The 25,880-nt window shown below is 62.5% G+C and carries 28 protein-coding genes; 20 read left to right on the forward strand and 8 right to left on the reverse strand.

Going from position 1 to position 25,880, the window contains the following annotated elements; genetic code table 11:
- Positions 1-20 precede the first annotated feature (20 nt).
- Positions 21-602, reverse strand: a complete 582-nt coding sequence (locus ACVJGD_RS43565) for an amino acid synthesis family protein (RefSeq protein WP_027578051.1) — start codon at positions 600-602, stop codon at positions 21-23.
- 275 nt (positions 603-877) lie between these two features.
- Between ACVJGD_RS43565 and ACVJGD_RS43570 the strand changes: the two genes are divergently transcribed.
- The 10 genes from ACVJGD_RS43570 to ACVJGD_RS43615 all read left to right on the forward strand — a co-directional run bounded on the left by ACVJGD_RS43570 (position 878) and on the right by ACVJGD_RS43615 (position 9,870).
- Positions 878-1,408: a flavin reductase family protein gene (locus ACVJGD_RS43570; RefSeq protein ID WP_456639844.1), complete on the forward strand. Its 531-nt coding sequence runs from the start codon at positions 878-880 to the stop codon at positions 1,406-1,408.
- Positions 1,409-1,435: 27 nt separating this feature from the next.
- A complete protein-coding gene (locus ACVJGD_RS43575; RefSeq protein WP_456639845.1) occupies positions 1,436-2,935 on the forward strand; it encodes a 4-hydroxyphenylacetate 3-hydroxylase family protein in 1,500 nt (499 codons plus the stop codon).
- 18 nt (positions 2,936-2,953) lie between these two features.
- Complete coding sequence (locus ACVJGD_RS43580; RefSeq protein ID WP_456639846.1) at positions 2,954-3,334, forward strand: cupin; 381 nt, start codon at positions 2,954-2,956, stop codon at positions 3,332-3,334.
- A complete protein-coding gene (locus ACVJGD_RS43585; protein WP_456640575.1) occupies positions 3,324-3,929 on the forward strand; it encodes a UbiX family flavin prenyltransferase in 606 nt (201 codons plus the stop codon). The genes ACVJGD_RS43580 and ACVJGD_RS43585 overlap by 11 nt, the downstream gene beginning before the upstream one ends.
- Positions 3,926-4,501: a TIGR02444 family protein gene (locus tag ACVJGD_RS43590; RefSeq protein WP_456639847.1), complete on the forward strand. Its 576-nt coding sequence runs from the start codon at positions 3,926-3,928 to the stop codon at positions 4,499-4,501. Before ACVJGD_RS43585 ends, ACVJGD_RS43590 begins: the two co-directional genes overlap by 4 nt.
- Positions 4,502-4,609: 108 nt before the next feature.
- Positions 4,610-6,031 carry a UbiD family decarboxylase gene (locus tag ACVJGD_RS43595; protein ID WP_456639848.1) on the forward strand — a complete coding sequence of 474 codons (1,422 nt, stop codon included), beginning with the start codon at positions 4,610-4,612 and terminating at the stop codon, positions 6,029-6,031.
- Between the two features lie 41 nt (positions 6,032-6,072).
- The gene (locus tag ACVJGD_RS43600; protein ID WP_456639849.1) at positions 6,073-7,038 is read left to right on the forward strand and encodes a Bug family tripartite tricarboxylate transporter substrate binding protein; all 966 of its coding nucleotides are present in this window, start codon (positions 6,073-6,075) and stop codon (positions 7,036-7,038) included.
- Between the two features lie 38 nt (positions 7,039-7,076).
- On the forward strand, positions 7,077-7,529 hold the full coding sequence (locus ACVJGD_RS43605) for a tripartite tricarboxylate transporter TctB family protein (RefSeq protein WP_456639850.1): 453 nt from the start codon (positions 7,077-7,079) through the stop codon (positions 7,527-7,529).
- Positions 7,526-9,028 carry a tripartite tricarboxylate transporter permease gene (locus ACVJGD_RS43610; protein WP_456639851.1) on the forward strand — a complete coding sequence of 501 codons (1,503 nt, stop codon included), beginning with the start codon at positions 7,526-7,528 and terminating at the stop codon, positions 9,026-9,028. The genes ACVJGD_RS43605 and ACVJGD_RS43610 overlap by 4 nt, the downstream gene beginning before the upstream one ends.
- Before the next feature lie 152 nt (positions 9,029-9,180).
- Positions 9,181-9,870: a DUF2848 domain-containing protein gene (locus ACVJGD_RS43615; protein WP_456639852.1), complete on the forward strand. Its 690-nt coding sequence runs from the start codon at positions 9,181-9,183 to the stop codon at positions 9,868-9,870.
- Here ACVJGD_RS43615 and ACVJGD_RS43620 read toward each other — a convergent pair.
- The 3 genes from ACVJGD_RS43620 to ACVJGD_RS43630 form a co-directional block, all read right to left on the reverse strand.
- Positions 9,862-10,071 carry a hypothetical protein gene (locus tag ACVJGD_RS43620; RefSeq protein ID WP_456639853.1) on the reverse strand — a complete coding sequence of 70 codons (210 nt, stop codon included), beginning with the start codon at positions 10,069-10,071 and terminating at the stop codon, positions 9,862-9,864. The two genes, ACVJGD_RS43615 and ACVJGD_RS43620, sit on opposite strands and share 9 nt — an antisense overlap.
- A gap of 136 nt (positions 10,072-10,207) precedes the next feature.
- The gene (locus ACVJGD_RS43625; RefSeq protein ID WP_456640576.1) at positions 10,208-10,558 is read right to left on the reverse strand and encodes a GGDEF domain-containing protein; all 351 of its coding nucleotides are present in this window, start codon (positions 10,556-10,558) and stop codon (positions 10,208-10,210) included.
- Complete coding sequence (locus ACVJGD_RS43630) at positions 10,552-11,355, reverse strand: outer membrane protein (protein ID WP_456639854.1); 804 nt, start codon at positions 11,353-11,355, stop codon at positions 10,552-10,554. The genes ACVJGD_RS43625 and ACVJGD_RS43630 overlap by 7 nt, the downstream gene beginning before the upstream one ends.
- A 351-nt stretch (positions 11,356-11,706) precedes the next feature.
- Between ACVJGD_RS43630 and ACVJGD_RS43635 the strand changes: the two genes are divergently transcribed.
- Positions 11,707-12,684, forward strand: coding sequence for an AraC family transcriptional regulator (locus tag ACVJGD_RS43635; protein ID WP_456639855.1), 978 nt, complete (start codon positions 11,707-11,709; stop codon positions 12,682-12,684).
- A 420-nt stretch (positions 12,685-13,104) separates the two neighbouring features.
- On the opposite strand, the gene ACVJGD_RS43640 is transcribed toward ACVJGD_RS43635, so the two are convergent.
- The gene (locus tag ACVJGD_RS43640) at positions 13,105-13,497 is read right to left on the reverse strand and encodes a DUF1127 domain-containing protein (RefSeq protein WP_456639856.1); all 393 of its coding nucleotides are present in this window, start codon (positions 13,495-13,497) and stop codon (positions 13,105-13,107) included.
- A gap of 207 nt (positions 13,498-13,704) precedes the next feature.
- Between ACVJGD_RS43640 and ACVJGD_RS43645 the strand changes: the two genes are divergently transcribed.
- Entirely contained in the window at positions 13,705-14,817 is a 1,113-nt protein-coding gene (locus ACVJGD_RS43645) for a branched-chain amino acid ABC transporter substrate-binding protein (protein ID WP_456639857.1), read from the forward strand.
- Between the two features lie 97 nt (positions 14,818-14,914).
- Here the strand turns inward: ACVJGD_RS43645 and ACVJGD_RS43650 are convergent, their stop codons facing one another.
- Complete coding sequence (locus ACVJGD_RS43650; RefSeq protein ID WP_456639858.1) at positions 14,915-16,078, reverse strand: MFS transporter; 1,164 nt, start codon at positions 16,076-16,078, stop codon at positions 14,915-14,917.
- 536 nt (positions 16,079-16,614) lie between these two features.
- Between ACVJGD_RS43650 and ACVJGD_RS43655 the strand changes: the two genes are divergently transcribed.
- Positions 16,615-17,754 (forward strand): glycosyltransferase, encoded by a 1,140-nt coding sequence (locus ACVJGD_RS43655; RefSeq protein ID WP_456639859.1) that lies wholly within the window; start codon positions 16,615-16,617, stop codon positions 17,752-17,754.
- A 50-nt stretch (positions 17,755-17,804) separates the two neighbouring features.
- Here the strand turns inward: ACVJGD_RS43655 and ACVJGD_RS43660 are convergent, their stop codons facing one another.
- Both ACVJGD_RS43660 and ACVJGD_RS43665 read right to left on the reverse strand, forming a co-directional pair.
- Positions 17,805-18,218, reverse strand: a complete 414-nt coding sequence (locus ACVJGD_RS43660) for a CopD family protein (RefSeq protein ID WP_456639860.1) — start codon at positions 18,216-18,218, stop codon at positions 17,805-17,807.
- Positions 18,215-18,544, reverse strand: coding sequence for a DUF3817 domain-containing protein (locus ACVJGD_RS43665; protein WP_456639861.1), 330 nt, complete (start codon positions 18,542-18,544; stop codon positions 18,215-18,217). Before ACVJGD_RS43665 ends, ACVJGD_RS43660 begins: the two co-directional genes overlap by 4 nt.
- Positions 18,545-18,692: 148 nt before the next feature.
- On the opposite strand from ACVJGD_RS43665, the gene ACVJGD_RS43670 reads away from it, so the two are divergent.
- The 7 genes from ACVJGD_RS43670 (at position 18,693) to ACVJGD_RS43700 (ending at position 25,804) form a co-directional block, all read left to right on the forward strand.
- The gene (locus ACVJGD_RS43670; RefSeq protein ID WP_456639862.1) at positions 18,693-19,637 is read left to right on the forward strand and encodes a GlxA family transcriptional regulator; all 945 of its coding nucleotides are present in this window, start codon (positions 18,693-18,695) and stop codon (positions 19,635-19,637) included.
- Positions 19,638-19,985: 348 nt separating this feature from the next.
- On the forward strand, positions 19,986-20,162 hold the full coding sequence (locus ACVJGD_RS43675; protein WP_456639863.1) for a hypothetical protein: 177 nt from the start codon (positions 19,986-19,988) through the stop codon (positions 20,160-20,162).
- Positions 20,159-21,337 carry an acyl-CoA dehydrogenase family protein gene (locus ACVJGD_RS43680; RefSeq protein ID WP_456639864.1) on the forward strand — a complete coding sequence of 393 codons (1,179 nt, stop codon included), beginning with the start codon at positions 20,159-20,161 and terminating at the stop codon, positions 21,335-21,337. Before ACVJGD_RS43675 ends, ACVJGD_RS43680 begins: the two co-directional genes overlap by 4 nt.
- Before the next feature lie 64 nt (positions 21,338-21,401).
- On the forward strand, positions 21,402-23,039 hold the full coding sequence (locus tag ACVJGD_RS43685) for an acyl-CoA synthetase (RefSeq protein WP_456639865.1): 1,638 nt from the start codon (positions 21,402-21,404) through the stop codon (positions 23,037-23,039).
- Positions 23,040-23,239: 200 nt separating this feature from the next.
- The gene (locus ACVJGD_RS43690; protein ID WP_456639866.1) at positions 23,240-23,719 is read left to right on the forward strand and encodes a hypothetical protein; all 480 of its coding nucleotides are present in this window, start codon (positions 23,240-23,242) and stop codon (positions 23,717-23,719) included.
- Complete coding sequence (locus ACVJGD_RS43695; RefSeq protein ID WP_456639867.1) at positions 23,697-23,999, forward strand: QcrA and Rieske domain-containing protein; 303 nt, start codon at positions 23,697-23,699, stop codon at positions 23,997-23,999. Before ACVJGD_RS43690 ends, ACVJGD_RS43695 begins: the two co-directional genes overlap by 23 nt.
- A 68-nt stretch (positions 24,000-24,067) precedes the next feature.
- On the forward strand, positions 24,068-25,804 hold the full coding sequence (locus tag ACVJGD_RS43700) for a PQQ-dependent dehydrogenase, methanol/ethanol family (RefSeq protein ID WP_456639868.1): 1,737 nt from the start codon (positions 24,068-24,070) through the stop codon (positions 25,802-25,804).
- The last annotated feature ends 76 nt before the right edge of the window (positions 25,805-25,880 follow it).

The following is a 25,880-nucleotide window of genomic DNA, read 5'->3' on the forward strand; positions in this document are numbered from 1 at the left end:
CGTTGTCCGTGTAGCTGGAATCAGTGCAGGCCGTCCTCGCCGACGATGGCGTCGGCGGAGAGACCTCCAACGCGCGCGTTGAGGCGGCCGCGATTGGCGAGGCAGACGATCAGCGCAATTTCATCGGCAGCCGGCGCGTCCGGCGGCAGCGTCACCGAGACGCCGTCGTAATGTGAGCGGACGTAAAGGGCATCCTTGTGGGCCAGCGGAACGTCGATCAGGCACCCCGGCGCCGCGAGCTTCGTGAAGGAGGGAATCCAGGCCTTGCCGCCGCCTACGGCCTCCCGCAGCGGCGTCGCGAAGGTCGTCGTCAGCAAGGCGTTGGCGTGCTCGAGTTCGCCGCCGAGGCCGACAACGCCGCCCTTGCCATAGCTTTCAGCCTTGTGCGGCCCGAGGGCTTCAATCGCGAGCTTGGCCAGCACTGCTCCGATCTCTGCGCTGGCAGCCGTGCCTTCGGACAGGTCCTCGACGTAGCGACCGGCATAGGGATTCTGAATGATCGCAACCGCAGCAACGCGGCGCAGCGGCTCGGCGTGACGCCGACCAGCCTCGACTTCCTTGTGATCGGTGAAACAAAGCAGGCGCCTGACATCGAGTTTCATTTGATGGGTCTCTCGCAAAACAGCTATCGCAAATCCTGCCGCATCGAATATGTTTGGGCAATAGCTTAGTTGCGAAGCGAGAGGGCGCGGGGCGCGCGCCGACCCGGGATGCCTGGCTTCGCGCGCGAGAGCCGGGCGGCGGCAAAAGTCGTCCGGCGTGAACTGAAACGAGCAACAGCCCGCCGCAAAGATCGGCATCGGCTTGCTTGACAGCGGTCTTTTTGCCTCGATAATATAGCTTTGTTATAAAGCTAATTACGAGCTTGTGACCCCTGATGACCGCAACCACAGATCTCGATGCGCGTGCCTTCCGCCGGGCGTTGGGGCAATTTGCCACCGGGGTTGCCGTGATCACGGCGCAGGCCGCGGACGGAAGCGCGATCGGGCTGACCATGAGCTCGTTCAATTCCGTCTCGATCGATCCGCCGCTGATCCTGTTCTCGATCGACCGCAAGGCATTCAGCCTCGTCGCGATGACGGAGGCCAAAGGCTATGCCGTGAATATCCTGGGTCACGATCAAGAACATCTGTCGAACCAATTCGCCCGCGCTCTTGGCGACAAGTGGACCGCCGTGGAGCACACGATTGGCCATATGTCCGCGCCGCTGCTTGCCGGCGCGTTGGCGCATTTTGAATGCGTTCCCTATGCGCAGTATGACGGAGGTGACCACGTGATCTTCGTCGGGAGGGTCGTGCGGTTTTCCGCCCATCCTCCCAAAGAACCGCTCATATTCTTCGGCGGGGCCTATCGCAGCCTTGCCGGAACCGAAAGCAGCCCGGAGTGGCCGCTTCCAATGCACTACTAAATCCATCCAGGGAATCTCGAGGCCTTCATGATCAAGACTGGCGCCCAGCACATTGCAAGCCTACGCGACGGACGCGAAGTTTATCTCGACGGCGAGCTGGTGACCGATGTCACCACGCATCCGGCGTTCCGCGGCGCGGTGGCCTCGGTCGGCCGGATGTTCGACTTCCAGAGTGCGCCGGAAAATCGCGATCTGATGACATTCGAGACGGATACCGGCACGCGCGCCAATCGGATCTGGGAGTTGCCGGGCAGCTACGATGCGCTGGTCAGGCGCCGGCGCGGCTTGGAAGCCTGGACCGAGCTGCATGCCGGCTTCATGGGCCGGGCGCCGGACCATGTCGCCTCCTGCATCGCGGGCATGTATATGGGGCTCGAGGTCTTCGAGGCCTATGACAAGGAGCGCGCCAAGGCGCTTGCGGACTATTACCGCTACGCGCGCGACAACGATCTCTACCTGACCTACGTCATCATCAATCCGCAGGCGGACCGCTCGAAGAGCGCCGCCGCGCAGGCCGATCCATACCTGTCCGCGGGTATCGTGTCGCGCGACGCCGACGGCATCACAGTGCGTGGCGCCAAGATGCTGGCGACCGGCGGGATCATGGCCAATGAGGTGTTCGTCACCTGCATCCAGCCGTTGCAGCCGGGCGACGAAAAATACGCGATCTCGTTTGCGATCCCGATGAACACCAAGGGGTTGAAGATCCTCTCGCGTAAATCCTACGAAGCTGCGGCGGGGGCGGTGTTCGATAGCCCGCTGGCGAGCCGCTTCGATGAGAACGATGCGATTCTGTATTTCGACGACGTCAAGGTGCCCTGGAACAGGGTGTTCATCGTCGACGATATCGCGATGTGCCAGAAGCAGTTCCATGTCACGCCGGCGCACGTCTACCAGAACTACCAGGCCATGATCCGGCTCTCGATCAAGTTGCGCTTCCTCGCCGGGATCGCGCACCGCATCGCGGAAACCAATGGCATCATCGGCTTCCCGCAGGTGAAGGAGACGCTCGGCCAGCTCGCGGCCGAAGTCAGCATGGTGGAAGCGTTCATGGTCGCGATGGAGACCAAGGGCCAGCAGCGCGGCGCCTATTTCGTGCCGGACCGGCAGATGCTCTACGGGGCACAGACCATGACGCAGCAGCTCTACGCCAAGATCATCAACGCGCTGCGCGAACTTGCCGGCGGCGGCATGATCATGCTGCCGTCCTCGGTAAAGGATTTCGACAATCCGGATCTGGCGAAGCTGATCGGCAAGACCCAACAGTCGCCGGCGGCGGGTGCGGTGGACAAGGTGAAGTTCTACAAGCTTGCCTGGGATGCGGTCGGATCGGAATTCGCCTCGCGGCATGCGCAATATGAGATGTTCTATGCCGGTGCGACCTTCGTCACCAAGGGGCACGCGTTCCGCACCTATGACTGGCAGAAGTCGGCGGCGTTGCTCGACAAGATGCTGTCGAGCTACGATCTGGCGGACGAATTGACCAACGACCAAAAACCGGCTTCATCGTCTCGGGCCGTCGCCTAAACTTCAGGAAAGTCGAAAATGGCAATCAACAAGCTTCACGACGAGTTTCGCGCCATCGATATGTCCAGCGGGTGGGAGACGCCCGCGGGCTATCCGGCCGGCATCCAGCAGAAGATCCTCTCGGGCGCCCTGGATGAGGCGAACAAGCGCGGCAGCCGCACCCGGCTGCTTCGGTTCGAGCCGGGCGTTTACACGACCAAGCCGTTCGTGCACGAATATTGGGAAGAGGTCTTCCTGTTTTCGGGCGACCTGATCGTCGGCAATGACGAGCAGGGCAACGGCGGCGAGTCGTTCAAGCCGAATACCTATGCCTGCCGCCCACCGGGCGCCTATCATGGACCGTTCAAGTCGGTGACCGGCTGCCTTCTGATGGAGATTCACTATTTCGATCCGGCCTGAGGGCGAGCCGAGGCGTCTGATCGTCGGCATCACCGGAGCGTCCGGCGCCATCTATGGCGTCCGGCTGCTGCGGCTGTTGAAGTCGGCGCCGATCGAGACTCATCTGGTGATGAGCCGTTCGGCAAAGATCGCGCTGACCCAGGAGCTCGACGTCAAGGTCTCGGACGTGATGGCCCTGGCGGACGTCGTTCACCAGGTCGACAATATCGGCGCCTCGATCTCGAGCGGCTCGTTCAAGACGCTCGGAATGGTGATCGCACCGTGCTCGATGCGGAGCCTCGCTGAGATCGCCAGCGGTGTGACGTCGTCGCTGCTGACCCGCGCGGCGGACGTGGTCTTGAAAGAGCGTCGCCGGCTCGTGCTGATGGTGCGCGAGGCGCCGCTGCATCTCGGGCATCTCAAATCGATGGTGGCTGCGACCGAAATCGGTGCCATCGTCTACCCGCCGGTGCCTGCATTCTACGCACGCCCGGAAAACCTCGAGCAGATGGTCGACCATACGCTCGGCCGCATCCTCGACCTCTTTGATATCTCGACCGATACGGTCAGTCGTTGGCAGGGGCTTGCGCCTGTCGACACGAAGGAATCGCGTTGAGCGGCGACGCGCCAGGCGGGGAGCAGGACGCCACGGCCGGCGCAAGCCAGGCGATCGATGCAGAAAGCTGGGCGTTTGCGCTGGAGCTTTATGCCGAGCCCGGCATCGCCGATGCCTGCCTTCGATTGCAGAACGAATGCGGCGTCGACGTCATGATGTTGTTGATGGCGACATTCGCTGCCGTCCGCCGTGGGATCGTATTGACGCGAACAGATATTGCAGGGATGGACGGCGCGTGCCGCGACTGGCGCGAGCGGATCGTGCTTCCGCTGCGTGCGCTCCGCACGACCTTGAAATCGGGGCCAGCGCCGGCGCCAAGCGAGCGGACCGAGAAATTGCGGTCGAGCATCAAGGCGGCCGAACTGTCCGCCGAACGGTTGCAGAACGAAGTCCTCGCGCAATGGCTTGCGAAGCTGTCGCCGCAGCCGCGTGCAGTGCAGCGTGAGGACATCATCAGCGCATTGCGAGCCGTGATTGATTTCGCATTCCAAGGGCGCCGCGGACCGCCGAGCGCCGCGCAACTCTCGCTGATCGACGTGATCGTCGATAGAGCGCTCGGAATTTCCAGCTAAGCCCCGTTCGCGCCACGCGCACATCTTCGCCACGTTGTGCCTAGCAAGCAGGCTTGACTAGCTTTATTGCTTAGCTATTCTTGTTTGCAAATTTTGGTGAGATCGATCTTGCAGCCTGAAGTTCTCGATACGCGTTTCCGTTCGGCACTGGCCCGCCTGGCACAGCGTGGCCGCATCCTCACTTATGAAAAGCCGGTCGATACGCATCTCGAACTCGCCGCGATGCTGAAGAAGCACGACGGCAAACAGGTCCTGCTGTTTCCGTCGGTCAAGGGCGCGGACATTCCGGTCGTCGGCAACCTCCTGAGTTCGAGGGAAAACTGCGAAGCCGGCTTCGGGCTGGATTTCAGGGGCATCCGCGGTCTGGTGCAGCGCGCCCTCGGCGGTCCGCTGAAGCCCGAGCTCGTGAGCGAAGTTCCTGTTCAGGAAGTTGTGCTGCGCACGGGCTTTGACATTACGAAGATCATTCCCGCGTTGTTTCACGCGCCCGGCGATGCAGGGCGCTATATCACCGCCGGTATCGTCGTGGTGAAGGATCCAGTCACCGGCATCTACAACGCCTCCTACCATCGCCTGCAGTTGTTGGGGCCGGACCGGGTCGCGATCAAGCTCGACTTCGGCCGCCACTTGCGGCTCGCGTTCGAGCGCGCCAAGGAGCAGGGCAGGTCGCTGCCGGTCGTAGTCTGCATCGGCGCCGACCTCGCACTGCACTTCACCGCGGCGACCATGGGATCGCAGATGCCGGAAAGCGCCGACGAGCTTGCCGTCGCGGGCGGACTGGCGGGCCGGCCGCTCACGGTCGGTAAGGCGGTGTCGCAGGACATCCTGGTGCCGGCGGAGAGCGAGTTCGTTCTCGAAGGCGAAATCCTGGCCGACGAGGTAGCACCCGAGGGACCGTTCGGAGAGTTTGTCGGCTTCGCCGCACCGGCGGCCGACGCGCCGGTCCTGAAGATCACCGCGGTCACGCATCGGCTGCGGCCGATCTATCACGTCATCAACGGCTTCGGGCGCGAGACCATCATTCTGCGGAAATATGTGCTGGAGGCGAGCCTCCTGAAAGTGCTGCAGTCGGCGATTCCGATCGTCACCGACGTCGAGATGACGTCGGGTGGCCTGCATCGCTTCCACGCGGTGATCCAGGTCCACAAACAGAGCCGGCAGCACAACGGGCTTCAACGCAACGCCATCCTGGCCGCGTTCGGTGCCTTGAAGGATCTCGATCTCATCACCGTGGTCGACCACGACATCGACATCCGCGATCCCATCGATGTGGAATATGCGGTGGCGACGCGGATGGAAGCGTCTAGCGATCTGTTTCTCATCCCGGGCGCGCGCGGGCACGAATATGTGCGCGTCAGCAAGGACGGCGTGCGTACCAAGCTCGGCATCGACGCCACGGTGCCGTTCGAGGATCAGGTCAAGTTTCGACGGGTCGAATTCGCGCCGACGCAGGTCGAGCTCAGTGAATTCACAGGGGGCGAGGCCGTCGCCAGGAGCGCTCTCGGTCTTGCCGGATCGAACATCACCTGAATCATTTTCACCAAACAAGATCACACGCGGGGAAACGAAAGATGATGCGAATTGCGGCGGCCATTCTGTCGGCAGGCATGGCATTGAGCGCCACGACAGCATCGGCGCAGGAGTGGCCGAGCAAGACCATCAAGCTGGTCGTGCCCTATGCGCCCGGTGGCTACACCGATTCGGTCGCGCGCATCACCGCGCGATATCTCGAGAAGGAATTGGGGCAGACAGTGATCGTCGACAACCGCGCCGGCGGCGGCGGCATCGTCGGCTCGGACCTCGTGGCGAAGTCGCCCGGCGACGGTTACACGCTCTGCATCTGCAGCGTGGGCGCCATTTCGGTCGCTCCGGTCGCGCAGACGACGGCGTACGATCCGGTGAAGAGCTTCAAGCCGGTCAGCGTCGTCAGCACAATTCCTCAGACCGTGATCGTCAACCCGTCGCTTCCGATCAATACGATGCAGGACCTCGTTGCCTATGCCAAGGCCAACCCTGGCAAGCTGAGCTATGGGTCGAGCGGCGCCGGCGGCCTGATGCATTATTCCGTGCAGCTATTCGATGCGCGGAACGGGACCAAGATGACCCATGTTCCGTTCAAGGGCGGCTCGCCGGCCACGGCCGCCGTAGTGTCGGGCGAGGTCAACCTGTCCTTCACCAACATGACCGATGCGTTGCCGCAGATGGAAGCGAACAAGGTGCGTGCGCTGGCGGTGACGTCGGCAAAGCGCAACGAGTTTGCGCCGCAGTTGCCGACGGTTTCTGAAACGGTGACGCCGGGCTACGCCGTTGAATCGTGGAATGGCGTGATGGCTCCGGCCAGCACGCCGGACCCCATCATCGCCAAACTGTCGGACGTGCTGAAGAAGATGGCGGCAGACCCCGAGGTCAAGAAGAGCATGGCGGTGGTCGGCGCCTCGACCGTGTTCACGACACCGGAGGAATACAAGGCGCAGATCGCCGCTGAAGTCGAGCAATGGCGCGAGCTCCTCAAGGAAATCGCCGAGAAGAAGAACTGACTGGCCTCAGGGCAGGTCTGCGGGGAGGCAATATCGGCATGAGGTCACCTGCCGGACGCGGCCATAACACCGACTTCTATTCCGGTTTGCTGCTGGTCGCGGTCGCGACCGTCGCGCTGCTTTACATCCGAACGCTTTCAGTCGGCACCGTCCTGGAGATGGGGCCGGGCTACTTCCCGCTCGGGCTTGCGCTCGTTCTGCTCGGCATGGGGATTTGCCTCGCCGTCAAGGGGCTGCTTGCCGAAGGCAATCCGATTGGATCGTTCCATCTGCGGCCGCTGATCTGCATTCTGCTGTCCTTCACGGCTTTCGGTGTGCTGGTCGAGCGCGCCGGGTTGATCATCGCAATCCTGGCGCAGGTAGCGATTGCGCATTTCGCGTCGGTCGAGACCCGTTGGCGGCAGAGCCTCGTCAGCGGCGTGCTGCTTGCGGCGGCGTCAGCCGTGATCTTTGTCTGGCTTCTCAAGATCCCGGTGGACCTGCTGCCATGACCGATGTCTTCGCTTCGCTTGGCCATGGCTTCGCCGTCGCCGCGACGCCGATCAACCTGTTCTTCTGCCTGGTCGGGGCGATCTGCGGCACGCTGATCGGCGTGCTGCCTGGCCTTGGACCGGTCGCCACGATTTCGCTGTTGCTGCCGGCGACCTATGCGCTCAGTCCGGTCTCCGCGATCATCATGCTGGCCGGCATCTACTACGGCGCCCAGTATGGCGGGTCGACCACCGCGATCCTGGTCAACATTCCCGGCGAATCCACCTCCGTGGTCACGGCGATCGACGGCTACAAGATGGCTCAGCAGGGCAGGGCGAGCGAGGCGCTCGCGATCGCTGCCATCGGCTCCTTCATCGCGGGATGCATCGGCACGGTCGTCATCGCGCTTCTTGGACCGCCGCTCGCGCTGATGACGCAGCAATTCGCCTCGCCGGACTATTTTTCGCTGATGGTGCTCGGGCTCGTCTCCGCGGTGGTGCTCGCCAATGGCTCGGCGTTTCGCGCCATCGCGATGATCTTTCTCGGGCTACTGCTCGGCATGGTCGGCATGGATCTCAACACCGGCGAAGCCCGCATGACGTTCGGCCTCGTCGAACTGTCCGACGGCATCAATTTCGTCGCGCTCGTCATGGGCCTGTTCGGCGTCGCCGAGGTGATCTCGAACCTCGAAGGAGCGTCGGTGCGTATTGTCAACAAGATGCGGATCGGCACCATCTGGCCGTCATTCAAGGCGTTGCGCGGCGCCTGGGGCGCCGTTCTGCGCGGCACCGCGCTCGGCACGCTGTTCGGTATCCTGCCGGGCGGCGGCGCGACCATCGCCTCGTTCTCCGCCTACGCCCTCGAGAAGCGTGTCGCCAAGGATCGATCGCGGTTCGGCAATGGCGCCATTGAGGGCGTGGCGGGGCCGGAAAGCGCCAACAATGCCGCGGCGCAGACCTCGTTCGTGCCGTTGCTGACGATGGGCATCCCGACCAGCGCCACCATGGCGTTGATGGTCGGTGCGTTGACGCTGCACGGCATCGCGCCCGGACCGATGATCATCTCTCGGCAGCCCGACCTGTTCTGGGGCCTGATCGCCAGCATGTTCCTCGGCAACACAATGCTGGTGATCATCAATCTGCCGATGATCGGGATCTGGGTTCGTCTGCTCGCGGTCCCCTACCGGCTGCTTTATCTGGTGATCGTCGTGATCTGCGCGATCGGCGTCTACTCGGTGAATAATTCGAGCTTTGACGTTTACATGACGGTCGGCTTCTCGTTGCTTGGCTACGTCCTGCGCAAGCTCGACGCCGAGCCGGCACCGCTGCTGATGGGGTTTGTGCTCGGACCCATGGTCGAGGAGAATTTCCGGCGCAGCCTGATCACCGCGCATGGCGATCCCATGATCTTCCTGCAGCGGCCGATAAGTCTCGCACTGCTCCTGGTCTCGGCAGCCTTGCTGATCTCGATCATGATGCCGGCGGTTCGGCAGCGCCGTGTCGAAGTATTCCAGGAATGAGCGGCCGGCAGGACGCCATAGCGCAACCAGGAACGAGCCCGTGAACAAGCATGATCCGGAGCAACCGATTGCGCGTCAATCGCAATCAACTCACGCTGGATCGTAGCTCGTAAAGCTCGGTTCAAAATCGGGCGCCCCCACATGGAACGGACATGAAGAACGATATCGAATTCACTCTGGTCGCCAAGGACACCACGACGCCGCTCAAACTGTCGGTCGCGCAGGCGGTGATCGCCGGCTGGACCGGCCGCGATCCGGTCGCGCGCGACAAGCACATTGCCGAACTCGCGGCGATCGGCATCGCGCCGCCGGCCTCGACACCGATCTATTATCGATGTGCTGCGCGCAGGCTGACGACCGCCGGCAGCATTGAATGCACCGGCACCGAGTCGAGCGGGGAGGTCGAGTTCGTGCTGTTTGGATTCGAAGGGCGTACGCTCGTCGGCGTCGGCTCGGATCATACCGACCGCAAGGTCGAGACGTACAACATCACGGTGTCCAAGCAGATGTGCGACAAGCCGGTGGCACCGACGCTGTGGGATCTCGCCGACATCGAAAGCCACTGGGATCAGATCATGCTGCGATCCTGGGCGACGATCGACGGCGAGCGCGTGCTTTATCAGGAAGGCGCTCTGAGCGGGATGCTGCCGGTATCAGATCTGATCGAGCGCGGATTTGGCAGTGCTAGGCTGCCCGATGGCTGCGCGATGTTCTGCGGCACCTTCGCTGCCAAAGGCGGCATCCGCCCGGCCAGCCGCTTCGACTATGTGATCGAAGATCCCGTTCTGAAGCGCAGCATCAGCCACGGGTACGACATCATCACGCTGCCGGTGCTAGGCTAGGTCCCCGGGCCCGGACTTCATCTGGGACTCGGTCGGCGCCTTCCGATCCGGGTCCCCATCATTCTTGTTGCCTTCGGACAGGCGGATGCGCCGCTCATAGTGGTGAGCCAACTGCAGCAGGCGCCGCTTGATGAAGGGATCTGCTTGCTCCGCAATAGCCCGGACCGCGCGCGCTCTTTCTCTGCAAAACTCGTCGTCCATCGATTTGTCCCCGCAGACATTTGCAAGCGCGGGGACGTTAGCGCGGTTGGCCCGATCTCGTTGTGATCGAGATCACACTTTCGGGTTCTGATTTAATCAGAACCGAACATCTCTGGGCGCGGCGTGACCCGAGCGATTAGGACGAGCTGCGCACGATCGGCGCAGCGTCGCGATCGGTCGGCGCCACCGCGTGCAGGATGCTGGTCCGATTGCGTCCTGCCTTTTTCGCCGCGTACAGGGCGGAGTCGGCCGCCGACATCAGCCGGTCCAGGACGATCCCTTGAACGTGGGAGATCGATATGCCTGCGCTCGCGGTGGCCATGATTTCAACGTTGTCATGACGGATCGGCGCATCGCCGAATGCAGCGCGGACGCGATCGACGACGAGCCTTGCATCGTTGATCGTGGTGTCCGGCAGCCAAAACGGCGAGGGCCGCGGCGATGCCGCAGCCCTCTGGTGACTGAAGATCGTCGATTCGCTCAGAATCTGTAATTGACGCCGGCCTTCACCGTGTGAAGCTTGGTGCTGACATCCATGCTGGCGTTCGAGAAGAAGCCGTTCGCGACGTCGTCGACCGTGTTATTGAATAAAGCGTGGCTGCCAAGGTCAAGATAGAGATACTCCGTCTTGAACGACCAGTTGCGTGTGAGGGCGTATTCGAGACCGGCGCCCGCGGTCCAGCCCCATTGCGTGTCGCTGGCCGAGATCGAGGCCGGCAGCAGACCGACAGGCCCAATGAAGCTGGCGTGAGACTTGACCTTGCCAAAAGCCGCGCCGCCGGTCGCATAGAGAAGAACCCTGTCCCAGGTGTAACCGATGCGGCCGCGGATGGTGCCGAACCATTCGACCTCGGATCCGATGTCGAAGCTTGCATTGCCGACGAGGCCGGGCGCGGTGAACAGTGCGTTGCCCGCGAACCTGCCCTTGATGTCCGAACCTTCGAAATCGGCTTCGATGCCGGCGACGACGTTGTTGTCGAACTGATGATTGTAACCGATCTGGCCACCGCCGAAGAATCCGCTCGAGGTGACGCTCAGATTGCCGGCGATGCTCGACTCGAGCGCAGGCGCCTCGGCCTGAAGCTGTCGCTGGAATGCCTGGAAGGGATAGTCGAACTTGTCGCCGCCAAAGCCGACATTGGCGCCGATGTAAAAGCCGGTCCAGGAGAACACCGGGACGGCCGCGACGGGCGGCGCCTTGACCGGATAGGCCATATCGGCGGCAAAGGTCGGGCCTGCCGCCAAGCCAAGACCACAGACAGTGCCGAGTAGAAACGTCTTCATTACCACGCCCCTAAATTTCCCTGGAGTGAGGGTTTTCCAGTGCATCGCCGTCGTGGGACGGCGACATGTGAAAGCCGGGCGATCGCGTCGGGACCTCGCAGTGGTCGAGCTCGACGCAGTTCCTCGCAGCAGCCGTGTCGCAACATGGCAGGGGTAGCGTTGACGGTCTTGTTCTCGCCCGCACTGGATTTGGGCCCGAGCGCGCTCCCGCTAAACCGTTCGTCGCTGTGGCTGTTGCGCAACAACCCGAAGCGGCGTGTGAGCGATTCACGGTGCGCTGCGGCAGATTTACTCATGGCTTGCGTGAAGCCGCCCCGGTAGCATGAATGCGTAAATGCAATTACAAGAACAATGCATCAAGCAAGCTTCCACTCCGCCAACCTCGATCCCGCGCTCGAAGACGATCGAAGGTTTTCCCTCTGGTATGAGAAGGTGGAGGCACTCACCTGCTGTGTCGACATCACGCGATTCGATGATCGGCCGTTTTCCGGATTTCTCCGCTGGTCCGACTTTCAAGATGTTCACGTCACGCGATTCGGCGGCACCTTCGGCAGGATCACGCGATCGAGGAGCGCCATCTCCCGCGGCCCCGATGATGATTTCTGCCTCGTCTTCCATCGCGGCACGGGCACGCTGCGGGTGGATCAGTCAAACCGCGAAACGAATCTTGCTTCCGGCGGCGCATTTCTCGGGACAAACGGCATGCCCGCCGACATGAGATCCGATGCGCCCTTCGCATGGACGACGTTGACGGTCTCCAGGGACCGGCTGGCCGCGCTTGTCGGCCAGGCGGACGACCTGCTGGCAAGGCCTCTCGATCCGCAGCGACCGGCCGTTGCGCACCTGCGGCGCTATATCGAGAGCGTCGTGAAGCTGTCGCGTGCGCCCCACGATCCGCAGCTCGACGCGCATATCAGGACGACTCTTCTCGACCTGACTGCGCTGGTGCTCGGCGCGCGCGGTGACGCCGCGCAGATCGCCGCGACGCGTGGCCTGCGGGCATCGCGCATTCACGACATCATCGCCGAGATCGATCGCGGCTTCATGAATGCCGGTTTCTCGGCGGCGCAGGTGGCCCGCCATCTCGGTCTGTCGACCAGATATGTCCAAGACCTTCTGCACGAGACGGGCCAGAGCTTCACCGAGCGGCTGCTGGAGCGCCGGCTGCAGCAGGCGCGGCACATGCTTACGAGCGAGCGGGGAGATCGTCTCAAGATCAGCGAGATCGCTCTTGCATGCGGCTTCGGCGAAGTCTCCTACTTCAACCAGCGGTTCCGCAGCCGTTTCGGAATCACTCCGACAGAGTGCCGGCGCGCTTCGCCCCGCTGAAGCTCGCACGCAATTCGTCAACGCCCGCAATTCACGACAGCGTGCGTCAAAGGCTTCGACGCAATACCGACTGCTTCATTCGTGCTGCCGCCCGCTGTGTTGGCGGAGGAGCCCTGTTGCAGTTCGGCGCGCGCAAGAGCGCGATATCGGCTGCCGAGAGTCCGAAGTTCGAGAGCTTCTCGTCGCAGATATTGCTAAGCCACGCGCGTATACGCCGCTTCGCCGGGTCGTTCCGGGCTTGAACCAACCGTCTCACCAGGCTTGAGGTCGCAATCCGATTTCCGCCTGTGCATTGCGTACTTCCGTGCCTCATCGTGCTGTCCTATTGAAACGCAGGCCATCTCGGCGTGTGCATGCAACGGAGCATGATGCGCGCCGTTGATCGTCAGCGATCGTGGCCCTTGGGCGTGTGTAGCGCCGCTAGGTTTCGCGCCTGCGGATGGAAGCGATATCGCAGCGGGATAGCCCGATATCGCGCAGCATTCGGTCGTCGAGATCCCGGAGCTCCGCCATGGCCTGGCGTATCGCCAGTTCGTCGCGCATCTTCGACAGCAGGAACATCACCATCGCGCTGATCGAGACGTACCATCGCGGAGCGTTCGGTGCCTGTTGCGTCTGTATCGGGTATTCCGTGCGAACCGGTGCCTCTTGACCGGACTGCCTATCCGGTGGAGCCACCTCTCGCCGCGGCAGCGAAAGCTGCGCCTTGTCATAATTGGGCGATCGTTCCGGCGCGGCGCGTCGATCGGTGCGGTACGGCACGCGCCTCTGCGGCTGTGGTCGGCTATGGAACAGTTGTTCTATGTATGACATCGATATCTCCCGGCAAATATCAGTCGGGGAGACTCTGGCGCGGCCATGTTTCCGGAACATTCCGGCGCGGGAAAATACGGCTACGGCCGTAACGCGCGGCGCGGCCGGTAAAAAAATACGCAGAGATCGCGCCGGCCGGCCGACAATGATGCTATGAAGCATTCGGCGCAGTCGCCGTCTTTCCAAAACAACCCCAAGGACTTTCGTATGAAAGTGGTCAAGCTCTTCGGTCTAACACTAAGCATGTCACTTGCGCTGTCATCTGCAGCGCTGGCCCAGGACATCAGGGTGGCAGTTGCCTCATCGATGACCGGCGGCGAAGCCGCGTTCGGTCGCCAGTTCCAGAACGGCGCCGAGCAGGCGGTCGCCGATATCAATGCCGCCGGCGGTCTCCTCAACCGGAAGCTCGTGCTTGATGTCAACGACGATGCCTGCGATCCCAAGCAGGCGCGCTCGGTGGCCGAGAAGATCGCCAGTGCGAGGATTCCGTTCGTCGCCGGCCATTATTGTTCGTCGTCGTCGATCCCGGCGTCCGAAGCCTATGCGGATGGCAATGTGCTGCAGATTTCGCCAGGCTCGACCAATCCGCTGCTCACGGAGCGCAAGTTGTGGAACGTGCTCCGGGTCTGCGGTCGCGACGACCAGCAGGGCCTGGTCGCTGGGACCTATATCGCCAAGAATTTCGCCGGCAAGAACATCGCGATCCTCAACGACAAGACCACCTACGGCAAAGGGCTTGCGGACGAAACCAAGAAGGCGCTCAACAAGGCTGGCGTCACCGAGAAGATGTTCGAGTCCTTCAACAAGGGCGATAAGGATTTCAACTCCATTGTGTCGCGGCTGAAGCGCGAGAACATCGATCTCGTCTTTGTCGGAGGCTATCACCAGGAAGCAGGCCTGATCCTCCGCCAGATGCGCGATCAGGGGCTGAAGACGGTGCTGATGGCGGGCGATGCGATCAACGATAAGGAGTTCGCCTCGATCACCGGCCCGCTCGCGGAAGGCGCGCTGTTCACCTTCGGTCCCGACGCGCGCAACAGGCCGACCGCCAAGGCAATCGTCGAGAAGTTCAAGGCCAAGAACATCGATCCCGACGGCTACACGCTCTACACCTATGCGGCGTTCCAGGTGTGGTCGCAGGCGGCGGCGAAAGCCGGCACGACCGATCCTAAGAAGGTGAGCGACACCATCAAGTCCGGCGAATGGGACACCGTGCTCGGCAAGCTGTCTTTCGATGCCAAAGGGGACGTCAAGGCGAACAATTACGTCGTCTACAAGTGGGACAGCAAGGGCGGCTCCGCCGAAATCGACACCAATTGATCCACGCGAAGTTATCTTGGACGTCTGTGACTTCCAGTGAATGGTAGCGCCGCGGTTCGCCGCGGCGCTACGCCCGTTGGCCCCTATGGACGCCGTCTCACGACGGCATCACGGCCTGTTGCCTGGCTCGCCCGATTGCCATGGCGAACAACAACAGCGCAAGCAGAGAGAAGAATTCCATCGTCCCAGCCATCGATAGTGACGTCCGGCCGTCGAAGAGGACAGCCGTGAGCGCGCTGGTTAACGAGCCTGAGACCATTATGAGACAGTTGGTTGCGGCGCTGACGGTGCCCGCCATTTCCGGTAGCTGTTGCAGCGCTCCCTGCATCAGGCCCGGCGCCCCGATCCCCCCGCTGAACGTGATGGCGACGAACAGCAAGACGACGACGGTGGTCGGCGTCCAGTTCAACAGCGTCATGGCCAGCAGGACCGACGAGGCAAGCGCCTGGATGGCGAATCCGATCGACAGCGAATAGTGCGATGGAATTCCCCGCGCATTGAGCCGGCCGTCGAGGAACGCTCCAGCCATTCCGGCCAGTGCCGTCAGGCCGAAGATGATTCCGTATTGAGTTGAGCTCAGCCCGGCGACCTGGACCAGGAAGAGGGAGGATCCGGTCGCATAGGCGGCGAGAACTCCGAAGGACGCCGCAGCGGCCAGGAGATAGGCGCGACAGGTCGGATGCGACAGGACGCGGCGATAATCTCCGACAAGTGCGGGCAAGCTCAAGCGGGTTGCCTGCCGCGGTCGCTGGCCATAGTCGGGGCCAAAGCGTAGGCCTGCCAGCAGGAGAATTCCGAGTGCTGCAAGGCTCGCATAGATAGCGCGCCAACTCGCGAGGTCGAGCAAAGCCGCTCCAGCCATCGGCGCGGCGATCGGGGAGACGTATATCGCCATGACGATGCTCGACAGTTTTTGGCGGACGACGCCATCGTCGAACGTGTCACGGGCAATCGCGATGGCGAGCGTCATGGCTGCAGCGCCGATGCCCTGGACGACGCGGCACGCAATCAGCAACGGCAGCGACGGTGCCAGCGCGCATCCGACCGAGGCAATGATGAAGATGATGGTGCCAAGCGTGACCACCGGTTTGCGACCGTAGCGATCCGACAGCGGCCCGAACGCCAGCGGAGCAAGGCCGAAGCTGATCATGTAACTGCTGATCGTCAGGCCGGCGCTATGTACCGGAACTGCAAGGGAAGCGGCTGTGTCTGCGAGGGCCGGCAGCGCCATGTCGGTGCCGAAGCCCGGAAGTGTGGCCATCAAACCGAGCAGACAGGTGAACGCGAACGAGTCCGTTTTGCCGTGAGGCACCGTCATTTTGAATTGAGCTTGTCGAAGTTCCGTTGGTCGGCTGAGCGCCTTGTCGAGACGTTTCGCCTGACACTGTCAGCGCAATGTTGCGCACTGATTTCAGTTCGCACGCGCTCTGTTACTTCCGTAACGTGACGCTGCCCCGACAAGGATTGTTGCGGCTGTAGCGCGTTCGTCCGTTTCGGTGACCTAACCGTAACAGCGGCCGAACAATAATGAGGCGGGTGCTTGGCCCGTCGCAGCCGACCGGCCCTCAGTAACTCGGCTCAACTGTCAAGTTCAACGGAGACCCGTGCATGAAGGCGCTTCTCGTCTCGTCCCCGATGATGGGACATCTCCATCCGGTATTGGGGGCCGGGCGGATACTGATCGCCGACGGCTGGGAGGTCATGGGCCTGACATCGAGCTATCTGCGAAACCGCGTCGAAGAGATCGGCGCCACATTCCGCAGTTTCGTGCCGGCGGCCGACATCGACACGCGAAACATGGCCAAGCTGTTTCCGGAAATCATGACAGCGGCGCCCGGCTCACAGCAACTGCGGCTGATCCTGGAGCAGGGTTTCGCCGATTTCATGTTGCCTCAATATGAGAGCATCAAAACCGTCATGCGGGAGTTTCCTGCTGACATCATCATCGGCGATCATCTCATGCTGGGTGTGTTGCCGATGCTGCTCGATCCTCGCGCGCAGCGGCCGTCCGTGGCCTTGCTTGGAACCACCTACCTGTTGTCACGTCGCGATGACGGCGCCCCGAACGACGCAGGCATTCCGCCTGCGCGCAACGACCAGCAACAAAGGGGCTATGCCGCGCTCTTTCAAGCCTACGAACAGGCGGTGTTTGGTCCGGTAGGACGATGCGTAAATGAGTACCTGGCCCAGATCGGAAGCAGGCCGCTGCGATTGAATCTCTATGACGCGATGGTGGAGCTGCCCGATATCTATCTGCAACTGACGGTGCCGCGGTTCGAGCTGCCGCGCCGCCGGCTGCCAGGTTCGGTACATTTCGTCGGCCCGCTGCCGATCACGCCGAACCAGGCCCCGGTGCCCTCGTGGGCCTATGAATTGGATGGTTCACGCAAGGTCGTCCTCGTAACCCAGGGCACGTTGACCAATAACGACTTCAGCGAATTGATGCTGCCGACGCTGCAGGCGCTGGCGAACGAGCCGGATGTTCTCGCAATCGTCACGACGGGCGGACGTCCGATCGATGTGCTCGGCGGCCCCCTGCCTCAAAATGTGCGGGTCGCGCAGTATCTCCCGTTCGAGTGGGCATTGTCGAAAGCCGATGCATTCGTGACGAATGGCGGCTACGGCAGTGTCAATCAAGCCTTGAGTTTCGGCGTTCCCATCGTTGTAGCGGGAACGGCAGGCGATCGAGGCGATGTCAGCGTCCGCATTGCCTGGTCGGGGGTGGGCGTCAATCTGGCAACCAATGCACCTACCGCGGAGCAATTGCGCTCCGCTGTGCGCGCGGTGGTGGATGATCCGAAATATCGCGAACGCGCGGCGTCGTTGGCGGAGGACATTCGCAAGATCGACGCCGCATCGGAGGTCCGCCGGATTCTTCGGCAAGAGATCTCGGCCCGCTCTCAGGAGGGCCTGCGCGCGACGGCCACGCGGCGATAAGGCCGCGCTCCGCCAAGCATGAGTCGTCAGTCGGCCTGCATTGACGCCGGCTAGGGCTTGACCACGGCCAAGACGACCACCGCGAGCAGGGAGACAAGGATCAGGGGCAGCATTGTCCGGGGCTCTACTGCTTTCTTCCTGACAAGACGCCGGAGCTGGCCTGACTGGATTCCATGCCCGGCCGACAGCAGAACGACAAAGGCCAACTTGACTTGCAGCCACGTGCTGGAAAACCACCCGGCCGTGACCGCCAGCGTCAAGCCGAAAGCCCAGACCAGCAGCATGGCCGGCGTGGTCAGCCAGCGTTCCGATCTGGCCAGAAAACTCGCGACGGGCTCGACCGATCCCGGATTCGCGCGCTCCGCTGCCAGTGCCATCGAGGTGGTGAAGGTGCCGGCCACAAAAAGGAAGGCGCTCGCGACATGCAATGCCTTGAGCCATGGGTAGAGCGCAGCAAGGCTCATTGGAGCGCACCGGTGCGCAAAGCCTCGGACTTTCGCGCAATGAAGCGCAGGTTGGCAAAGCCGGCGAACGGGATGAACGCGGTCGCAAACAGCCGCGCCGCCTCCGCTCGGCTCCAGCCACCTTCCGCGACCGCCTGGATCGCGGCCCAGCAATAGCTGAGAAACGCGAGGCCGTGGACCGGCCCCATGACATGGACGGCGACGTTCCAGCCGGCGATATGCTTGAGCGGCACGGCCACCGCGACAAGCAGGACCAGCGTTGTCGCCTCGAGGACCGACAGGATCCCGAGCCATCGTAACTGCGTCGATTCGCAATCGTTGGACACGCGCGCCTTCCCGCTTTCGAGACTGGCGGCATGCATAGACAATGCCTCGCGCACACCGTGAGCGACTGAAATGACAACCTGCGATCATTTCCTGCCAAGCCGTGCTTCGGCTATGTTCGGCTCGGAAGATGCTTGCTCTGAGGTGACCATGCACAGAGTTTCGGTTCTCGCGATGGATGGCTTCGTGCCGTTCGACCTGTCGGTCCCGTGCGAGGTGTTCGGGCGGGCGAGTGCCGCATCCGGGGTGGCCGGCTACAGCGTCCGCGTGTGCGGCGAGGGGACCGAAGTTCGGTCGAAGAATTTCACGCTGCAGACGGAGTGGGGCCTTAAGGAGCTCGCGTCGGCCGATACGATCCTGGTGCCGGGACTGGAAGATCCGACCGCTCCGATCTCCTCGGCTGTGCTTGAGGCGCTTCAGTCTGCCTGGGAGCGCGGCGCGAGATTGGCGTCGATCTGTTCGGGAGCGTTTGTCCTGGCGGCAACCGGCCTCCTGGATGGACGCCGGGCCACGACGCACTGGATTTGTGCAGGCGAGTTGGCGCGGCGCTATCCCCGCATCCAGGTCGATCCCAACGTCCTGTTCGTGGACGAGGGGCGGCTGATCACCTCTGCCGGCGCTGCGGCCGGAATGGACATGTGCCTGCATCTGCTCCGCCGCGACCATGGCCAGGCCGTTGCGGCCGACGCCGCGTGCCTTGCCGTTGCTCCCTTGGTCAGGGACGGCGGCCAATCGCAGTTCATCCGGCACGAACCGCCGAAATCCGCTGCCAGTCTGACCTCGCTGCTCGACTGGATGAGCGCCAATCTCGACCGCACGATCACGGTTCAGACGCTGGCCGATCGGGCGCGCATGAGTCCGAGGACGCTCGCGCGACGCTTCCAGGAGCAGACCGGAACGACGCCGCTGCAATGGCTGCTCAAGATGCGCATTCGCCGGGCGCAGGAGCTGCTCGAGACCCGCGAAGCTTCGATCGATCGGATTGCAAGCTCGGTCGGTTTCGAATCCGCGGTTACCTTCCGATCCCGCTTCCGGAAGCTCACAGGGATCAGCCCGACGGCGTACCGTCATCGTTTCAGCGTCTGGGACGCTTGAGCTAGCCATTATTGTCGGACAGATAGGAACCCGCGCGCATTTGGCTTCCCACGCGGTTGATGAGAAATAACAATAAATTACAATGCATTAGTTGCCGATCGGAGATTGCCGCTCGATCGGCGTCGCTGTCGACAGTTGCAAGCCCAGGTGTGCGAGGCTAGTTTTGGTCCGACAATAATTGCTCTCGCGCCATCGGGGCGGCGGCGGGCGATAACTCCAGCTTTGTTGTTCGGATGGGGAGGCGAGGCGCGTGATTGGTGATCCGTCGCCGCTGGGAGATCCAGGATTGTTGTCCGCCGCGGAGACTGCGCCGTCCTGACCGGACTTGATATCGACGACCTGCCAGCGATGCGCGTGCTCGCGCTGTTCAAGCTCGGGATCGTGTTCCTGCAACTGCACCGGCAATGGGTCAATGGCGCGGTGAAGGACAATCGCTACGCCGACTTCGCCCGCCTTGGCGAAGACATTCTTCTGGTCGCGCGCGACGCCGCCACCGGAACCGAACGAGGAAACTGCTCGACATGAACTTTTTGCTGCCGCCGCGCGTGTCCGAACTGGCCGATCGCGTCAGGGCCTTCGTCAAGGATACAGTCGTTCCGTTCGAGAAGGACGAGCGCTGGACCTCCCATGGACCGACCGATGAGCTGCGGCGCGAGCTCAATGCGCTCGCGCGCCAGGCCGGCGTATTCGCACCGCACGCGCCGGCGGAATATGGCGGCCGGCATCTGTCGCATATCGGCCGCGCCGCCGTGTTCACCGCCGCCGGCTATTCGATGCTTGGCCCGGTGGCGCTGCACTGCGCCGCGCCCGATGAGGGCAACATTCATCTGCTTGATGTCGTGGCGCGGCCGGACCAGCGCGAGCGCTATTTGAAGCCGCTCGCGACCGGCGAAGCCCGTTCCTGCTTCTGCATGACGGAGCCCGCGCCCGGCGCGGGCTCCGATCCCGGCCAGTTGCAGACCACGGCGCGGCGCGACGGCAATGACTGGGTCATCGACGGGGAGAAATGGCTGATCACCGGCGCCGAGGGCGCGGCGTTTGCGATCATCATGGCGAAGACGAGCGGCGGCGGAATGGAGGGAGCAGCCACCATGTTCCTCGCCGACATGTCCGATCCTGCGATTACGATCGAGCGCACGCTCGACACCATCGATTCCTCCTTTGTCGGCGGGCACGCGGTGGTCCGCTTCAACGGACTTCGCGTGCCGGCGGACGCCGTGCTCGGCGAGATCGGGCAGGGTTTTCGCCACGCCCAGGTTCGCCTTGCGCCGGCGCGGCTCACGCATTGCATGCGCTGGCTCGGCGCAGCGATCCGCGCTCAGGAGATCGCAACCGAGTACGCGCGGCGTCGCACCGCATTTGGCAAACCGCTTGGGGAGCACGAAGGAGTCTCGTTCATGCTGGCCGACAACGCGATGGATATCCACCAGGCGCAACTGACGATCTGGCACACGGCGTGGCTGCTCGACAAAGGCGAGCGGGCCTCGACCGAGAGCTCGATGGCTAAGGTGATCTGCTCGGAAGCGATCGCGCGCGTCGCCGACCGCTCGCTGCAGATCCTCGGCGGGCTCGGCACCACGCGCGACACGGTGGTCGAGCGGTTTTATCGCGACGTCCGCGCCTTCCGTATCTATGACGGTCCGTCGGAAGTGCACCGCTGGGCGATCGGACGGCGGATCGTGACCCACGGCGTGAGATAGGCGGCACTAAGAGCCGCCGCAGAACAGAACAACAAGCGCAGAATGCGCGAACAGGGAGGACTTGATGCGGGATATCTGGTCACCACCCAAGGAGCCTGCGGTTGAAGGCTATGAAAGCTTGCGCGCCAATTTCCGCTGGCAGGTGCCCGAGACCTTCAATTTCGGTACCGACATCATCGATCGCCGCGCCCGCGAGCAGGATGGCCCGGCACTGATCTGGGAGAACGCCGCGGGCGAGACCCGGCGTTACAAATATTCCGATCTGTCGCTGCTATCGAACCGGCTTGCGAATGTGCTGCGGGCGAACGGCGTGGAGAAGGGCGACCGCGTCATCGTCATGCTGCCGCGGTTGCCTGAATGGTTCATCGCGCTGATTGCGGCGATGAAGATCGGCGCGGTGCCGATCCCCTGCATCGAGATGCTGACGGCGCGCGATATCGAATATCGCGTTGCCAATGCCGAGGCCAAGGCGGCGATCTGCCGTCCCGAGCAGACCGCGAAGTTCGCATCCGTGGAGAAGCTGATCCCGGTGCGGATCGCGCTCGGCGAGATATCCGGCTGGCTCGATTGGAACAGCGAAGTGTCGCGCGCTTCGGAGACGATCGAGCCGGCGATCGTCAGGGCCGAGGATCCGGCGATCATGTATTACACGTCTGGCTCGACCGGCCATCCGAAGGCCGTCGTCCACGCCGCGCGCGCGATCTATGCGTGGCGGGTCTCGGCAATCTACTGGCTCGATCTGCGTCCCGGCGAGGTGATCTGGTGCACGGCCGACACCGGCTGGAGCAAGGCGGGCACGAGCATCATCTTCGGGCCGCTGAGCTGCGGCGCCTGTGCGTTCTTTTTCGACGGCCCTTTCGTGCCGAAGGATCGGCTCGAATTCCTGCGCAAGCACCAGGTCACCGTCTATTGCGCGCCAGGCACGGAGCTGTCGCGGGTCGTTGGCGAAGTCCGCGCACGCAGCGATCTCGGCCGCCTGCGTCGCGTCGTCACCGCTGGCGAAGCCATGAACCCCGTCGTCGCCGAGCGCTGGGAGGCGGCGACCGGCATTCGCATCGATGAAGCCTATGGGCAGACCGAAGCCCTGATGGTCGCGCTGAACTATCCAACCGAGCCGGTCCATTATGGCTCGATGGGACGCCCGTCGCCGGGCTCCGACCTTGATGTGATCGACGCGGGCGGCAACCGCTTGCCGCCAGGGCAGGAAGGCGATCTCGCGCTGAAGATGCCGAGCCCACAATTGATGCTCGGCTACTGGAAGGATGCGGAGCGCACCGCGGCGTGTTTCGTCGACGGTCCCGATGGCCGCTGGTTCCTGACCAGCGATCGCGCGGAGAAGGATGCCGACGGCTATCTCTGGTATCGCGGCCGCTCGGACGATGTCATCAATTCAGCCGGATATCGCATCGGGCCGATCGAGGTCGAGAACGCGCTGGCCGAACATCCGGCGGTGCAGATGTGCGCGGTGGTCGGCAGTCCCGATGCCGAGCGCGGCGAGATCGTGAAGGCGTTCGTCGTGCTGCGGCAGGGCCATGCGCCGTCGCCGGAGCTGACACGCGAATTGCAGGACCACGTCAAGTCGGTCACCGCGCCTTACAAATATCCGCGCGCGGTCGAGTACATCGCCGAGCTTCCGATGACGATCACCGGCAAGATCCGCCGCCGCGAATTGCGCGACCGCGAGTTCGCGCGTCGGGCTTAGATTGGATGTCAATTGATCTGAAGTGGCGGCCGCGAATCCGCTTGCTTGTCAAAACGACGTTTGCAGTCTTCGCGCGCAGTAGGATTTGGACGCTTCGAAGTCGGGAGCTTTTCCCAGTCAACACCAGACAGAATTCCCGATGGGACGACTTCTTATTCACGCGTGATCGGGATTGACTGCGCCGAAGTTTACGAAGACCATTGAACAAGAACAAAGAATATCGCAAGGGATGGCCTCAAGGATTCCTGACCGATCGCAACGCGAGCGGTTTGAGGGCTTCGAACAATCCAAATTTCTGGTGTCGAGAGATTGAAGCGACAGTTTCATGGTCGCTCGGCAATTGGATGGGCGCAATGAGCGTGAAAGACTCTGACACCCGATCCTGTGATTCCTGCAATCTCATCATTGAACGTCGCGCTCTTCTCCTCTGCGGTCTTGCACTGACGTTGCCCTCTCTTGACACTCTGCCTGCGCGAGCTGATGCGGCTGCCGCGCGCGCAGTGCGTCCCCAGCCGGGAGACCATCTCGTCTTCATGTCCGGCGAGCGCCGCGAGCAAATAATCGGACCCGCTGACTTGACCGTTGGAGCGCCGCCAACTCTCGCTTTCCCGATGGATCCTGTTTCGCACAGCGTCCGGGACGCCTCGCGCGTCAAATATGATCGTCCTTGTTCGCGTTGATCCAAACGAGATTGCAGAATCCGATCGCAGCCGCGCGGCTGACGGAATCGTTGCGTTCTCCGCGATCTGTACGCACTACGGCTGCCCGGTCACCGGGTTGGATCAGACAGAGAAGAATCTCGCATGCAAATGCCATGGCTCGATTTTTGATCCGCGAAACAATGCAGAGGTCGTCGGAGGGCCGGCGCCGCGGCGGCTGGCGGCACTGCCGCTCAAGCTGGAAGAGGGCGAGCTCAGGGTCGCCGGCGGATTTTCCGGCGCAGTGGGACAACAACGATAAAGGGCTCGCTGCGGAGTCACTCGCTGCTGAGTCAATTGCAATCGTCGTGCATCAGGGAGGAAACGTCGATGAGGATACTGGTGGCAATCAGTGCGCTCGGCTTGGCTGTCGTTCCCAATATATGCGCCGCCCAGGGGCCGGGTGACTACAAGCCCGTCACGCATGAGCGACTAGTCAATCCGGAGCCCGAAAATTGGCTGCTGACAAAAGGCAACTACGCCGGATGGAGCTACAGTCCTCTCAACCAGATCAATGCGAGCAACGTATCCAAGCTCAGGCCGGTTTGGTCCGCCGCAACCAATGTCGGCTCGGGTCACGAGGCGCCGGCTATCGTCAACGGGCGCTATATGTTCGTGGCGACACCACACAACCAGGTGCTGGCTTTCGACTCGAAGACAGGAGAGCTGCTGTGGCGATATCGACGGGAGCTGCCGGAAGGATTCGGCGCCCTTCATATGACCAATCGAGGCGTCGCGTTGTGGGGTAACAAGGTCTACATCGCCAGCGTCGACTGCATGCTGGCTGCCCTTGACGCCAAGACCGGCAAGAAAATCTGGGAGTCTCAAGTCTGCGATTGGAAGACCGGAAACGCTTACATCACCTCGGCGCCGTTGGTCGTGAATGGCAAGGTGATGGTCGGACCATCCGGCGGCGAGTTCGGCGTCCGCGGTTTCCTGAAGGCGTTCGACGCCGAGACTGGCAAGGAGCTCTGGACGCGTTACAGCGTTCCGGCCCCCGGTGAGCCGGGTTCGGAGACATGGCCGCAAGATGGACGCTGGAAGGACTCGTGGAAGAATGGCGGCGGCACGATGTGGATGCCGGGTAACTACGATGCAAAGAACGACGTCCTCTATTGGGGCGTTGGCAATGGCGCCCCCTGGCTTGGCGATCAGCGTCCTGGGGACAATCTGTACCTTGCCTCAGTGCTTTCGATGAATCCCAACGACGGCACGATCAAGGGTCACTTCCAGTATCACTGGAACGACTCGTGGGACTGGGCCGGCATGAACGCGCCCACGCTGGTCGATTTCAATCGGGACGGTCAAAAGGTGCCGGGCCTGATCTCGGCGCAGCGAAACGGGTACATGTTCTGGCTTGATCGCGACGCCAACGGCCGCATCGAGTACAAGAAGTCGGTGCCCTACGTGAAGAACAATGTGTTCAAGAGCGTCGATCCAAAGACAGGGCGTCCGACCTATAACGAGGATGCAAAGCCCGGCACCGGTAAGACCGCAACCTACTGCCCGAGTCTGTGGGGCGGAAAGGACTGGCCGTATGAGGCCTATAGTCCGAATACCGGCATGCTTTACGTGCCCTTCAACGACAATCACTGCATGAAGTTTACGGGCATCATTCAGCCGGTTGCGCCGGGGCAATGGTCCGCCGGCGTGGAGGTCACCGACATCAAGCTCGTTATCGAAAAAGACTTCCCATACATCGGCGGGATTCAGGCATGGAGCGTCGATGGCGGCAAGGAGAGTTGGCGCAATACCTACCCCAAGTCGTGGAATTTTGGATCCATCCTGGCGACGGCTGGTGACATCGTTTTCGCCGGCGGCACCAACGATCGTTATTTCCGCGCTTACGACGCCAGGAACGGCAAGATGCTCTGGGAGTTTCCGACCCCGTCGGGAATCATCTCGCCTCCGAGCAGTTTTGCCATCGACGGCAAGCAGTACATTGCCGTGGTGGCCGGCTGGGGTGTGGACGTCGCCATCATCCAGGGCATGATGCACGATCAGTTCGGATGGGAAAAGGCGGTGCCGGAGGGCGGATCCGTGTGGGTCTTCGCTCTGGGCGATTAACGAGCCCAGGCGGCGACGCGCGATCGATAGCGCGGGGAGACCTTGGATAGCAATCTGTTGATCTCCCCGCCGCTTC

It is taken from the genome of Bradyrhizobium sp. USDA 10063 (assembly GCF_054063735.1).